At 67.0% G+C, this 12,604-nt stretch carries 14 protein-coding genes; 4 read left to right on the top strand and 10 right to left on the bottom strand.

The window, feature by feature from the left end; genetic code table 11:
- Window positions 1-71 precede the first annotated feature (71 nt).
- Window positions 72-839: a trans-aconitate 2-methyltransferase gene (locus tag ACZYW1_RS09385; protein ID WP_463785192.1), complete on the top strand. Its 768-nt coding sequence runs from the start codon at window positions 72-74 to the stop codon at window positions 837-839.
- Between the two features lie 7 nt (window positions 840-846).
- On the opposite strand, the gene stf0 is transcribed toward ACZYW1_RS09385, so the two are convergent.
- The 4 genes from stf0 to ACZYW1_RS09365 form a co-directional block, all read right to left on the bottom strand.
- The gene (gene stf0 / locus ACZYW1_RS09380) at window positions 847-1,650 is read right to left on the bottom strand and encodes a trehalose 2-sulfotransferase (RefSeq protein ID WP_463785191.1); all 804 of its coding nucleotides are present in this window, start codon (window positions 1,648-1,650) and stop codon (window positions 847-849) included.
- Window positions 1,651-1,684: 34 nt separating this feature from the next.
- Window positions 1,685-3,094 (bottom strand): sulfatase family protein, encoded by a 1,410-nt coding sequence (locus tag ACZYW1_RS09375; protein ID WP_463787767.1) that lies wholly within the window; start codon window positions 3,092-3,094, stop codon window positions 1,685-1,687.
- Window positions 3,095-3,179: 85 nt separating this feature from the next.
- A complete protein-coding gene (locus tag ACZYW1_RS09370; protein WP_463785189.1) occupies window positions 3,180-3,929 on the bottom strand; it encodes a hypothetical protein in 750 nt (249 codons plus the stop codon).
- Between the two features lie 48 nt (window positions 3,930-3,977).
- Window positions 3,978-4,283 (bottom strand): WhiB family transcriptional regulator, encoded by a 306-nt coding sequence (locus ACZYW1_RS09365; protein ID WP_463787766.1) that lies wholly within the window; start codon window positions 4,281-4,283, stop codon window positions 3,978-3,980.
- Between the two features lie 331 nt (window positions 4,284-4,614).
- Between ACZYW1_RS09365 and ACZYW1_RS09360 the strand changes: the two genes are divergently transcribed.
- Complete coding sequence (locus ACZYW1_RS09360; protein WP_463785187.1) at window positions 4,615-5,715, top strand: FHA domain-containing protein; 1,101 nt, start codon at window positions 4,615-4,617, stop codon at window positions 5,713-5,715.
- Window positions 5,716-5,719: 4 nt separating this feature from the next.
- On the opposite strand, the gene bluB is transcribed toward ACZYW1_RS09360, so the two are convergent.
- Together bluB and ACZYW1_RS09350 are read right to left on the bottom strand one after the other, a co-directional pair.
- Window positions 5,720-6,385 carry a 5,6-dimethylbenzimidazole synthase gene (gene bluB, locus ACZYW1_RS09355; protein WP_463785185.1) on the bottom strand — a complete coding sequence of 222 codons (666 nt, stop codon included), beginning with the start codon at window positions 6,383-6,385 and terminating at the stop codon, window positions 5,720-5,722.
- Window positions 6,386-6,411: 26 nt separating this feature from the next.
- Window positions 6,412-6,894: a hypothetical protein gene (locus tag ACZYW1_RS09350; RefSeq protein WP_463787765.1), complete on the bottom strand. Its 483-nt coding sequence runs from the start codon at window positions 6,892-6,894 to the stop codon at window positions 6,412-6,414.
- 97 nt (window positions 6,895-6,991) lie between these two features.
- Between ACZYW1_RS09350 and ACZYW1_RS09345 the strand changes: the two genes are divergently transcribed.
- On the top strand, window positions 6,992-8,239 hold the full coding sequence (locus ACZYW1_RS09345) for an HNH endonuclease signature motif containing protein (protein ID WP_463785183.1): 1,248 nt from the start codon (window positions 6,992-6,994) through the stop codon (window positions 8,237-8,239).
- A gap of 88 nt (window positions 8,240-8,327) precedes the next feature.
- On the opposite strand, the gene ACZYW1_RS09340 is transcribed toward ACZYW1_RS09345, so the two are convergent.
- From ACZYW1_RS09340 to ACZYW1_RS09325, 4 genes are read right to left on the bottom strand one after another with little or no spacing between them, the layout of a single operon-like run.
- Window positions 8,328-8,801: a hypothetical protein gene (locus ACZYW1_RS09340; protein WP_463785182.1), complete on the bottom strand. Its 474-nt coding sequence runs from the start codon at window positions 8,799-8,801 to the stop codon at window positions 8,328-8,330.
- Entirely contained in the window at window positions 8,802-8,990 is a 189-nt protein-coding gene (locus tag ACZYW1_RS09335; RefSeq protein ID WP_463785180.1) for a glycohydrolase toxin TNT-related protein, read from the bottom strand.
- On the bottom strand, window positions 8,938-9,234 hold the full coding sequence (locus ACZYW1_RS09330) for a DUF2563 family protein (protein ID WP_463785179.1): 297 nt from the start codon (window positions 9,232-9,234) through the stop codon (window positions 8,938-8,940). Before ACZYW1_RS09330 ends, ACZYW1_RS09335 begins: the two co-directional genes overlap by 53 nt.
- Before the next feature lie 42 nt (window positions 9,235-9,276).
- Window positions 9,277-11,775 (bottom strand): ATP-binding cassette domain-containing protein, encoded by a 2,499-nt coding sequence (locus ACZYW1_RS09325; RefSeq protein WP_463785177.1) that lies wholly within the window; start codon window positions 11,773-11,775, stop codon window positions 9,277-9,279.
- Between the two features lie 161 nt (window positions 11,776-11,936).
- Between ACZYW1_RS09325 and ACZYW1_RS09320 the strand changes: the two genes are divergently transcribed.
- Complete coding sequence (locus ACZYW1_RS09320) at window positions 11,937-12,593, top strand: L,D-transpeptidase family protein (protein ID WP_463785175.1); 657 nt, start codon at window positions 11,937-11,939, stop codon at window positions 12,591-12,593.
- Window positions 12,594-12,604 lie beyond the last annotated feature (11 nt).

Genomic DNA, 12,604 nt, shown 5'->3' with positions numbered 1-12,604 from the left:
TTGTCGATCAAGCGGCGGGTAATACGTTTGTCTATATCAGTCTGCGAGCGCCGTCGAACAGGAGGACCGGCATGTGGGATCCGGATAAGTACCTGGCCTTCGCCGATGACCGCGCCCGCCCGTTCTACGACCTGCTGTCGCGGGTGGGGGCGGATGATCCCCGCCGGGTGGTCGATCTGGGCTGCGGCGCCGGAAACCTGACCGCTGAGCTGGCGCGGCGCTGGCCGGCTGCGGTCGTGGAGGCGGTGGACAGCTCGCCGGAGATGGTTGCGGCGGCCCGGGAGCGCGGCGTGCATGCCTCCGTCGCAGACCTGAGAACCTGGACACCGCAACCCGATACCGACGTGGTGCTCAGCAACGCCGCCTTGCAGTGGGTGCCCGAGCACCGCGAGTTGCTGGTCCGGTGGGCGGGCCGGCTCGAAGCCGGCTCGTGGCTGGCGGTGCAGATGCCGGGCAATTTCGAATCCCCGTCGCATGCCGCGGTGCGCGCGGTGGCTCGACGACAGCCTTTCGCAGAGTTGTTGCGTGACATCCCGTTTCGGGTCGGGACTGCGGTCGATGCGCCGGCGCGTTATGCCGAACTACTGCTCGACGCGGGATGCACGGTCGATGCATGGGAGACCACGTACATCCATCAGCTCACCGGCGAGTATCCGGTGCTGGACTGGATCAGCGGGACTGCCCTGGTGCCGGTGCGCGAACGGCTGAATGAACAGCAATACCAACAGTTCCGCGACGAGCTCATACCGCTGCTGGCCGAGTCGTACCCGTCCCGGTCCGACGGAAGCACGTTCCTACCGTTCCGCCGGGTGTTCGTCGTTGCGCAGGTGGGCGGCTGAGGCGTCGCTACTGCGGCAGTCCCAGCCGCTGCGCGTCATCGCGGTAACGGTCCACCCACTCGTCGGTGTGCTCCGCGGTGCGCGGGGGAATCGCCGTAGCCGGAGCCAGCCGTGGATCCTGGCCGAGCGCCTCCAGCACGGTCGCGACGACGGTGGTCACGTCGCGCCGTAGCGCCGGATACTGCACGTCGATCGGCTCGATACCCTCCTCGGCGAACCAGGCGCGCCAACACTCGTTCTGCTCGCGCAACATGCCGACGGCGTGCGCGATCGCGCCGGGGTGATAGGTGGCCTGCGAGGTGTGCTCGACATCCGGCCGTCCGCGCCACATCCGGGTCTGGACCGCACGCCAGAACGAGACCGCCTGGGACACCATGTCCGGTCGGTGGACATGGACATAGACCGGCTCGCTGCCGATCACGTCGACAATGGCTGCGCGTAAGCCATCCCCGGAGCGATCGGGTAGCGACGAGGCGCGCTGTTGCAGCAGCGGCGTCTGGTTCCACATCAGCTTGCCGCCCCAGACCCCGTTCGGGGTTCTGCCTGAACTGCGGATGTGTTCGCGCCAGGCGACCGACGAGGCGGTGTCGGGAGTGCCTGGGTCGACGGGATCGAGCAGTTGCAGGATCGTCTCGTCCTCGGCGTCGGCGAACCACTGCCGTGGCTGCGGCGCCATCCCGGTGGTCGGCAGGTACTGGAAGAATTCCTGCGGCTCGCCGGCTGTGCCGGTCGCGCGCAGCGACTCGGCCAACAATGTGCTGCCGCAGCGCTGCGAGGCGAGTACGAGATAGGACGTCGGATGCGCAGGCACCGAGAGAGCCTAACCGCACACCCGTCGGTCTTGACTACGGATCCGATCGACGAGTTTCATCGTCGATGCCGCGGTCGGCCGCGATCCCGGAGCGACTGGTGGGAACCCTGCGGTGGATCTGCAGGTAGGTCTCGGTGTATCGGGCGGCGATTCGGCTGCCGGCAAAGTCCGACGGGATGACGTCATTGGTTTGTTGGCGCCAATCATGAAGGCGCACAGCGAGATCAGCGGCTATCTGATCAGCTTCGCCGTCTCCTTCGACGGCCAGCAGGTTGTTGATCTCAGCGGGATCCGAACGCAGATCGTAGAGTTCACGTTCCGGCCGCGGGGCGGTGACCAGGGGCGCGACCGCCTGCCCCGACGGGCTCTCCTCGATGTCCCACGGCAGGTCCAACAACGGTCGACGCGCGTAGTTCTCGATGTAGCTGAAATCCTTGGTCCGGATGGCGCGGATCGGGTCAAAGGAGTCGTGGTAGGTCTTCGCGGTGTAGACGTGGTCGCGCACCGGCTCGACGTGATCGGTGGCAAGCAGGGCCTGGGCATGCGACATGCCCTCGATGTCGGCCGGCACGGTGACTCCGAGCAGATCCAGCAGCGTCGGAAGCAGATCCACCCCGCTGAACAAATCGTCGTAAGCCTTGTGTTGCAACTTCATTCGCGAAGGGGGGCGAACAATCATCGCGATTCCGGTGCCCGCCTCGTACAGCGTGGACTTCGCTCGCGGGAAAGCGGCACCATGATCGGTGAGGAATACCACCCAGGTGCTGGCGTCCAGCCCGGTGTCGGTGAGGGTGTCCAGAATTCGTCCGACTGCGGCATCTGCGGTCGCGATGGATCCATAGAATTCAGCCAGATCTTGGCGCACCTCAATGGTATTGGGCAGAAAACCGGGCGGGTCGACGACATCGGTGTCAGCGGGTTCGTAACGATCGCGCGGGTAGGGACGGTGGGTTTCGAAGAAGCCTGCCGTCAGCAGGAATGGTTGGCGGGCATCATGATTGCGCAACCATTGTTGCGCCTGTTCGACGACGTATTCGCAGTACGAGTTCGACACGTCGAATTCGTCGAAGCCCAGCCGCGACGGGTGGGATGTCTCGTGCTGCATGCCGAAAAGTGTCGAGTACCAGCCGGATTCGGAGAGGATCTGTGGCAAGGTCCGGACGCCGGGCCGGTATTCCCAGCCGTGGTGCGCCAGCCCGACCAGGCCGTTGCTCTGCGGGTACCGGCCGGTGAACAGCGACCCGCGCGACGGCGAACACAGCGGGGCGGTGGCGTGCGCCCGAGTGAACAGGATGCCCTCGCGGGCCAACTGGTCCAGCCGCGGGCTGTCGACGTCGGGGTGGCCGTAGACGCCGAGATAGCGACCCAGGTCGTGCCAGTGCACGAGCAGTACGTTGTCGCGCTCCCGCTGCGCTTCGTCGGTAGGTACTTCTGTGCCGCCGATCGCCGCCACCTCCTGAGCTTTGCCGGGCTCAGGCTATCGGCTGAGGCGATCCGTGGAATGTGGCGGGCCGGTCAGACCGGGCCGTTCACCACGGAGGAGGTGGGCCGCCAGCGCCGTACTGCGGGGGCGGCGGAGGCCCGGGCGGCCACTGTTGACCACTCGCGTATCCGCCGTGTCCCGCGGTCAACTGCGGTGGCAGACCCAACAGCACCCGGAAGGCCGGGATGAACATCAAACCGCCGGCGACCGTGATCACCAGACCTGCAATCAGGTCGTAGGTAACTCGACTCGTCGTGCCGAATCGGGCTTCCAGACCGATCGACACGATGAGCATCACGATGCCGCCGCCGAGGATCAGGAACTGCCCGATCGGCTTCCTGACGAAGAGCAGCACCGCGCCGGCCGCAACGGCCAGGGACGCCGCGATGATCAGAAAGAGGCAGACCACCAGAGCCGTCGGCACGCCGGGAACCACGTTGTGGATCTGGTGCCGGCACAGGCTGGCGTATTCACCGCCGAACCGGTTGCAGACGTCGGCGGCGCGGCTGACCGCGCTCTGCAAGTTGATCCAGAGGGTCAGCGTGAGGATCGCACCGAGCAAGCCGAGCAGGCCGATCGCCGCAAAACTGATCCAGCCGAACGTCTGCGATGGATTCGGCGCCGGCACCGGTGCCCCATACGGACTCCACTGCGGCTGCCCCGAACCCGGTGGGGGCGGTTGTGGCCGGAACCCGTCTCCGCCCGGCTGTCCTTGGTAGCCGGACCCGGCGTGCTCCCAGGGATCTTCTGGCGGGGGTCCCCAGTGCGGGAACGGGCCCGGCGGAGGTGGTTGCACCCCGGCATCGTAACCGCCGCCGGACCCGTGGCTGCCAGTAAGCATTCGCTACGCGCCGGGCAGGACGATGCGGCGCCGGGCCCGGTATCCGGGCCGGACCGGATAGCCGCCATGCGCAGCCAGTGAGCGCAGTTGGCGTAGCGCGAAATCGCGGCCGCGGCCGGACTCCGGGATCACCACGCCCGCCCACAGGCCCTCGGAGCCGGGTGTCTCCCAGGCTTCGCGGGCGCACCGCCAGCGCAGCGGGCAGGCGCGGCAGAGCGTTTTGGCTTCGTCGTCCGGATTCGTGGTCCAGCGCTCCGGGTCGGTCGTGCAAACCGGGACGAATTCCTCGGACGGCGCGGTCAGCGTCATCACGGTGGCAGTCATTGCATTCCCCTTCAGTTGCGGTGCGGTCGCACCGCGATTGCTACGACTGTAAGTGGAGCGCGATAGCAGTGCAACATTTAAAGCGAAGCAGTGCACCGAAACGGCGCAAGCTAGGGGCTCGAGATCGGTTTAGGCCGTACTGACGTGCATGAATGCAAAAGTAAAATGTTATGGTGAGTCCGCTAAGAGCCCGATAAGGTCGCCTGAACAGGCCTGAAAAGCACCAACTGAGCACCAAAACCGAAGCACCACGGCGTCACGCCTGGCGTCTGATGCCTCGGTAAAGACGTAGCATCTAGCGAGATCGAGGAGCGCGATGACAGCCGGCTCGAGCGCGTTCGCGTCCGCACCCGCCCTGGTCGTCCGGGTCGGCGCCCACGCCTATTCACTCAGCGCGAACGACGGCGTCGCCGTCATCGGCCGTGATCCGTCGGCGACCGTTCGCATCAACGACGACCGGATCTCCCGGTCCCATGTCCGTCTGGAACCGCGCCACGACGGCTGGCAGGTGATCGACACCAGCACCAACGGGGTGTTCGTCGACGGCGTGCGACGCAACTCGGTCCTGGTCACCGGGCCGACCACGGTGCACCTCGGGGACGCCGGCGGAATCCCGGTGACGCTGGTGCCCGGCGGTCCTCGCGACGAGACGGTGGTGACCGCGGTCGCCCCGGACGGCGAGGACGAGGACGACAACTGGGACGAGCTCGCTGAGACCGATCCCGACGTGGCGCGCGCCGGTCGGGCCGTCGCGGCACGCCGGCGTGAGTTGGACATCACCCAGCGCAGCCTGGCCCGCGACAAAGTGATCAACGCCGGCACTCTGATCGCGTTCGAGAAGGGACGCAGCTGGCCCCGGCGCGGCACGCTGGCGAAGCTGGAAGAGGTGCTGAACTGGCCGAGCGGAACCATCACCCGCATCCGCAACGGCAATCCCGTCGCTCAGGGCGGAGAGGTCACCGAGGTACTGACCGAGACCGTGCAGGCGCCGCTGATGGCCGAGGCGGTCGAGTTGGCCATGCACAGCATCGGTGCCGCGATCGACGCGCTGCCCGACCCCGCGGCAGCGGACTTCACCCAGCGCGCCACGCCGATCCTGGCCGACCTGCGCAAACTGGAGATGGTGGCGGCCAACGCGGCGCGCAACGCCCGCGGCACTCCTTCGGTGGTGTTGGCGCTCAGCGCGGTCCGACGCCGCTACAACGAGCTGATGATGCGAGCGGCGAAGTCGCCGTCCGCCACTCTCGGGCAGCGGCTCTACGGCGCGCGGCAGCGTGCCGAACTCAGTCTCGAAGAGGCGGCCAACGCCGCCGGAGTCTCGTCCGAAGCGCTGCTCGACGCCGAGGCCGAGCGCTCGGTGCCACCGGATGTGGCGGCAGCGCTGACGACGCTCATCGCTCAACTGGCGATGAGCTGACAGGTCAGGGCGCGCGCTGCGCCGGCTGGCCCCAACCGTTCTCCGACACGAATTCCGGCAAAGGGCGTCCCAGTGCCCATCCGTCCAACTCCAGTGACGGCCGGTCGGGGAAGTCGGGTACCGGGCCCAGGCACAGGATGGCCACCGGTTCGGCGTCGTCGGGCATCGAGAGCAGCGAGGCCAGCCTGGGCGGATCGAACAGCGACACCCATCCCATCCCGAGGCCCTCGGATCGTGCTGCCAGCCAAAGGTTTTGAATGGCGCAGGACACCGACGCCAGATCCATCTGCGGCATGGTGCGTCGGCCGAATACGAAGCTGTCCCTGCCGTCGGAGAGCGCGACCACCAACAACTCGGCGCAGTCCAGGATGCCCTCGACTTTGAGCGCGAGGAATTCCTGGGCGCGCTGACCCAACGCGTGTGCGGTCTGTTGACGTTCCTCGTCGACCAGGGCATGGATGTCTCGCCGTAGCCCGTCGTCGGTGATTCTGATGAACCGCCAGGGCTGCATCAGGCCCACGTTCGGGGCGGCGTGTGCGGCCTGCAGCAGACGGGCCAACACGTCGTCGGCAACCGAACTGTCAGGGACGAACCGGCGCATGTCGCGGCGCTCGGCGATCACGCGATAAATGGCCTGCCGTTCCCGCGTGCTGAAGGCGTGATCGTCCACCCGTTCATCGTAGGAAGCCTGGCGCGTTATGGCCGGTAGGTGACGCCGACCGCGCGCAGGACGTATTCCGGTGGCATGGCGAAGTCCAGCGAACGACGGGGGAGTTGCGCCAACACCTCGTCGGGAATCGCGATCTTGTAGTGCAGTGACAGATGTCCGGTGAACGTCTGATCCAACTCGTCTACGTCGGCATCGACCTGCAGGCCGGTGGACGAGACCTCGGCCACCGCGACGCCGGATTGTGTTGCATCCCAACGCACATCGACGGTCGGTCCGGCCAGTTTGGGTAGGGACGAAAGCGTCGCCAGCACGCGCTGCGAGGTGAAGACGAGCGAGCCCACATAGCTGGCGACACTGTGCGATGCACGCAGACCCGGGATGGCGCCGCTGAATCGTCGGGTGACGGGGACGAAGTCGGCGAGGTAGATCAGCCCCTCGGCTTCCACGGCGGCGCGCACGTCGGCGGGCAGCTTGCCGATGCCGAAGAGCTTGCGGACGAAGACCGGCATGACATCCAGTATTACCGAGACCGGTGTCGGGATGGTGTCATCTCCGGTCCGCCGGCACGAGCCGAAACATGTCGTACCCGGCTGCAACCATGAAGTCATGTCCGTGACCGCATGGCCCACTGCGGCGGTCAGCCCCGCTGAGCGTCTCGATGTGTTGTTCGAGGAGTTGGCGGAGCTGGCCGGTCAGCGCAACGCGGTTGACGGGCGCATCGTGGAGATTGTCGCCGAGCTGGAACGCGACGAGTTGTGCGGTGCTACCGGAGCGCGGTCGGTGGCGGCGTTGGTGGCCTGGAAGCTCGGCTCAACGTCGGGAAATGCCGCCACGATCGCCACCGTGGCGCGGCGGCTCGAGGAGTTTCCCCGGTGCGCAGCGGGCATGCGGGAGGGGCGGCTGTCCCTGGATCAGGTGGGCGTGATCGCCGCACATGCGGGCGATGGTTCCGATGAGCATTACGCCGAGCTGGCGCAGGTCGCGACGGTCAATCAGCTGCGCACGGCGGTGAAGTTGGAACCGCGACCCGAACCCGATCCTCGGCCCGAACCGCAGCGCTCGATCAGCAAGACGTCCAGCGACCAGTCCAGTTGCTGGCGGATCACTCTTCCGCACGACGACGCGGCGAAGTTCGAGGCGGCACTGGCGTCCCATCGCGACGCACTGGTCGCCGAGTGGAAGCAGGCTCGTGGCAATGGCGAGCGCGACGAAGACATCGCGCCGCCCCCACCGAGCACGGTGGAGGCGTTCATGCGGCTGGTCGGGGCCGGCTGGGACGCCGAGGCGGCTCTACGGCCACATGGGCAGCACACCACGGTGGTGGTGCACGTCGACCTCGAGCAATCCGTATCGGCGCTGCATCTGGGCCCGCTGCTCACCGACGCCGACCGCGCCTATCTGACCTGTGACGCCAACTGCGAAGTCTGGTTCCAGCGTGACGGTCAGGTCATCGGCGCCGGCCGGACGACGCGAGTGATCAGCCGGCGGCTTCGGCGCGTGCTGGAGCACCGCCACCCCACTTGCGCGGTCCCGGGCTGCGGGGCCACCCGCGGTCTGCACGCCCACCACATCCGCCACTGGGAAGACGGCGGACCCACCGATGTGGACAACCTGGTACTGGTCTGCCCGTATCACCACCGGCTGCACCACCGCGGTGTCATCAGCATCTCCGGACCCGCCGACGAGCTCGTCGTCACCGACAGCTGCGGTCGACAACTGTGCGCGGCATCCCTCGCGCGACCGCCCACCCTCGCCCCGCCCGCTGTTCCGCCGTGCCCCGGGCCCACCGGCGAGCGCGCCGACTGGTGGTTCTACGATCCGTTTCAGCCGCAGCCGCCACCGACGAACAACTAGTTCCACGACGACAATTAATCGTCGCCGGCTTCTCAAAAACGTTGCGGCGCAGCGTCACCAGCACGCCGCAATCGAGTGGTGTCGACCGTCACTGGCGAGCAGCGAGTTCCAAATCATCTAAAGACATGAACACTATGTGGCTAAAGATCGTCGCCGTGCCGGAGACTAAAACCGCCTGATCTCCGTTCAAGCTGAGTTCGATGTGTGCCCCGTCCAGGTCCGCGACGTGGACTCCAGGCGCGTACCCCTGGCGATATAGCTGCGCCCCCAGGGCGCCCGATGCCAGCTTTGGTCTTGCTGCGCTGATCCAATCCCAGATCAGGTATTTCTCTGTCAGCGGCAACGTTGAAAATTTCGCTTGATCATTCGAGCGGTGACCCCGATCGTCGACGGTATCGACTATCCACCAGTCATTCTCATGACGTAGATGTGTCGAATAATCGCGGGATCGGAAAAGGATTTCGCAGTCGGCGCAATCGGTCGACACCGACACATCGTGAAGCCCCGCGGCGGGTGCCCACTGCGCCCAGCTTGCCGACAAGCGTGAAAAGTCTGTGGCCACCTATTCCACCTCTCCGAGGACTCCCTGACGTAACAGATCCAGCACTGAACCAGTGTTGCCGTCGGGCTTGATGATGCGGTACTGCGCGCCGCCTCCTGGCTGGTGGAACCACGGCGCCGCTTGTGACGGAGCGTCACTAGAGTTCTCGCAACTCCGATGCGCCGCGCTCGTCCATCGCTGTGAACGCATTTCCGGCGTGATGTGCCCGCGTGCCAACGTTATTGAGATTTTCGTGGTGGCTCTGCAACGACTGGACGTGTTGTGCGTGCGCAGCGCTGAGGGCTTCGTGGAATTCGTCGGCGTCGGCGAAATCGCCGAACATTCCTGCGGACGGCGATGCACCGGCCAAGTGGTTGGCGCCTGCCTGTGCGTGCTCGCTCGCGCGAAGGGACCCGGACGCACCTGAGTGCAGGTCAGCGGTGTCGACGCGCATGGCCTGTAACGCTACTACCAGCGTGCTACTCGTCAATTCACCTCAGCGCGTCCGCTGGCCCAGCCGCAGCCGGTAGCGAACCAGACCGGCGAGCACCACACCCCACATCACCAGCATCCCGACATCCTGCAGCCAGGCGCCGGGGGTGTGACGCCACAACCGGTCCACCGGCAGTCCGGCTTCGACGGCGGTCAGGTCGACGGTCGAGGCCGACGCGGCAAACCCCCAGCGGGCAGGCACGAACCAGGCCATCTGATCCAGCACCAGCCGTCCGGTCACCGGAATCAGGCCGCCGGCCAACACCATCGACACCATGATGGTCACGACCAGCATCGGCAGCACCTGCTCGGTGGACCGGGCCAGCGACGACAACGCAAGACCGACCATCGCCGAGGTGATCGCGGTCAGGGCCAGGCCGAGGTAGAGCTCCAAAACCGCTTGCACCACACCGTTTCCCAGCAGTGCGCCGCCGTGCGACGGTGTGCCCTTCCCGATGGTCATGATGGCGATCATGACCGCGACGCCGATCAGCGCCGCAATGCTGTAGACGATGACCTTGGCGGCGAGGTATGCCGACGCGGACAGGCCGACGGCGCGTTCGCGCTGGAAGATCAGGCGTTCGCTGACCAGATCGCGCACGGTGAGCGCGGTACCCAGGAACACCGCGCCGATGTTCAGCAGGATCAGGATGTCGATCGGCTCTTCGGTCGCCCCCGCGGTGCTCAGGCCGGTGGTGCCGGGCACCGCCAGCGACAGCACGCCGAGCACGAACGGGAGTATCGCCAGGAACGCGAAATAGCCGCGGTCGGAGGTGATCAATCGCGTCTGGCGGCGCACCAACGTCACGATCTGACGCCACGAACTGGTGCGCGGTGGCTTGCCGAGCGGTACGGCGCCGGCGGTCGGCGACGGTCGGCGCGGGGACGACGGATGCCGGGACAGATACGCCCGGTGCGCGCCCTCGGGATCGGTGCTGACGCGGGCGAAGATGTCGGCCCAGTCGGTACTGCCCATCACCGGACCGATGTCGGCGGGCGGATCGGCGAACGCGGTCTTACCGCCGGGCGCGAGAAGCAGGATCTGGTCGCACATGCCGACGTAGGTCAGCGAGTGCGTGACGACGATGACCACCCGGCCGGCGTCGGCGAGCCGGCGCAACATCGTCATGACCTGACGATCCAGGGCTGGGTCGAGCCCCGACGTCGGCTCGTCGAGGATCAGCAGCGAGGGGCCGGTCAGCAATTCCATTGCCACCGAGGCGCGTTTGCGTTGCCCGCCAGACAGCTTGTCGACGCGAGTGTCCTTGTGCGGAGCCAACTCCAGCTCGTCGAGCACCCGCTCGACGACCTCCCGGCGATCATCGGAGGTGGTGTCGGGCGGCAACCGCAACTCGGCGGCGAAATTCAACGCCTGTTCGACGGTGAGCTGCCGGTGGACGACGTCGTCCTGCGGCACCATGCCGATCCGCGAGCGCATCGACGCGTACTCGCCGTGCACGTCGTGCCCGTCGAACGCCACCAGTCCCGCGCTGGGCGACGTCGCGCCGCCGATCAACTTGACCAGCGTCGACTTGCCGGCTCCGGACGGCCCGATCACCGCGGTGAGCGTCCCGGGCTTCGCCGTGAAGGACACGTCTTGGAGAAGCTGGCGACCGTCGACGGTCAGCGCCAGTCCCTGTGCGGTGAGCCCGCTGATGCGGGTCGCGGCGCGCTGAGGCACCACGGAATTGCCGGTCGTGAGCAGGTCGGTATTGCCGATCGTGACGATGTCGCCGTCACGCAGCCTCGCCTCGGTGATCAGCGTGCCGTTGACGAAAGTCCCGTTGCTGCTGCTGTTGTCGCGGATCGTCAGCCCGGCCGGCGTCGACTCCAACGTGGCGTGCACCCGGGAGGCAAGCGCGTCCTCGACGACGATGCTGTTGCTCTTGGCGCGGCCGATCGTCGCCGTGCCGCGAACGGGGGACGGCCGACTCGGCGGCGGTGCCGGCGGGCGCGGCGAAGCCGGCGGGCGCGGGGAAGCCGGCGGGCGCGGCGCCGGTCGGGACTGTGCACGCGTCGAGGGCGGGCCCGCCGGGGGACGGGGCTGGCTGCGCGGCGGTGCCGGCCGGAACATCTCCGTCGCAGGGCTGTCGGCACGGGCCGGTGCGGATGCGGCCGGTGCCGCGACGCGGAAGGTCAGCTGGGGGCCGCGCGGGTTGCCCAGCGCGACGCTGACGCGGTCCCCGATCGGGATGACCGGAGAGCGGGACCCGTCGACGTAGATGCCGTTCTGGCTCTTGTCCACCAGCACCCAGTGATCGCCGTCGAATCGCAGGATCGCGTGCACCCGCGATATCAGGGTCAGATCTTCGGGGTTGACGTCCCGGAAGCAGATGTCGCAGCCGCGGTCGCGGCCCACCACGACATCACGCGCGACCGGGAAGGTGTACATCGCCGATCCGACCCAGACCGTCAACGGCGGCGCGCTGAGGCCGCCCGCCGCGGCGAGCTTGGTGGTGCTGCCGTCGTCAGCGGGCTGTGGGTGGCGATCTGTCGGTGACATCCAACGCTTTCTATACCCGGGGAAGCGGCGGCCAATGCCTACGAACATATCGGTGCACCAGCGGCGACAGGTTCCGAGATCGACGCCGCAGCCCCGCGGTGACCTGATCGAGGCCAAACCTTGACTTGACCTGCCGATCGCGCCGAGCCGACGATAGGGGCGTGCGCCGACTGCTGGGTTTACTGTGCGCTGCGATGTGTGCAGCGGTTGTGCCCGTGGCGACAGCTCCGAAGGGGGGTGCAGTCGGTGCACCTTGGTTCGCCCCGTCGGTAGGCAACGCCACCCAGGTGATCTCCGTTGTCGGGACCGGCGGTTCGAACGCGAAAATGGACATCTACCAACGCAATGCGGCCGGCTGGCAGCCGGTCGAGGCGGGCATTCCCACCCACATCGGGTCGGCGGGTTTTGCGCCACAGGCCAAGAGTGGCTACCCCGCTACACCGACGGGCGTCTTCGCCCTCCCCTTCGCTTTCGGCACCGCGCCCAACCCCGGCGGCGGTCTCAAATACGTTCAGGTCGACTCGAACCACTGGTGGAACGGCGACGACGGCAGCGCCACCTTCAACACCATGCAGGTGTGTCACAAGGCACAGTGCCCGTTCAACACCGGAGCGAGCGAAAACCTGCAGATCCCGCAGTACAAGCACGCGGTGGTGATGGGCGTGAATCCGAACCGGGAGCCCGGCAAGGGCGCGGCGTTCTTCTTCCACACCACCGACGGTGGGGCCACCGAAGGCTGTGTCGCGATCGACGACGCCAAGCTGGTCCAGGTCATACAGTGGTTGCGGCCTGGCGCCGTCATGGCGATCACCCAATAACCGTTGGGCTC

Source organism: Mycobacterium sp. IDUB_36 (assembly GCF_055419225.1).
Note: the sequence above shows the minus strand (reverse complement) of the source record. Positions and strands in the feature narration are given on the sequence as shown.

Bases quoted from the DNA above. Each gene is read 5' to 3' on its own strand.
- ACZYW1_RS09385 (WP_463785192.1), top strand. From the start codon at position 72: ATGTGGGATCCGGATAAGTACCTGGCCTTCGCCGATGACCGCGCCCGC.
- ACZYW1_RS09365 (WP_463787766.1), bottom strand. From the start codon at position 4,283: ATGACGCTGACCGCGCCGTCCGAGGAATTCGTCCCGGTTTGCACGACC.
- ACZYW1_RS09360 (WP_463785187.1), top strand. From the start codon at position 4,615: ATGACAGCCGGCTCGAGCGCGTTCGCGTCCGCACCCGCCCTGGTCGTC.
- ACZYW1_RS09350 (WP_463787765.1), bottom strand. From the start codon at position 6,894: ATGCCGGTCTTCGTCCGCAAGCTCTTCGGCATCGGCAAGCTGCCCGCC.
- ACZYW1_RS09345 (WP_463785183.1), top strand. From the start codon at position 6,992: ATGTCCGTGACCGCATGGCCCACTGCGGCGGTCAGCCCCGCTGAGCGT.
- ACZYW1_RS09335 (WP_463785180.1), bottom strand. From the start codon at position 8,990: ATGCGTTCACAGCGATGGACGAGCGCGGCGCATCGGAGTTGCGAGAAC.
- ACZYW1_RS09330 (WP_463785179.1), bottom strand. From the start codon at position 9,234: ATGCGCGTCGACACCGCTGACCTGCACTCAGGTGCGTCCGGGTCCCTT.
- ACZYW1_RS09325 (WP_463785177.1), bottom strand. From the start codon at position 11,775: ATGTCACCGACAGATCGCCACCCACAGCCCGCTGACGACGGCAGCACC.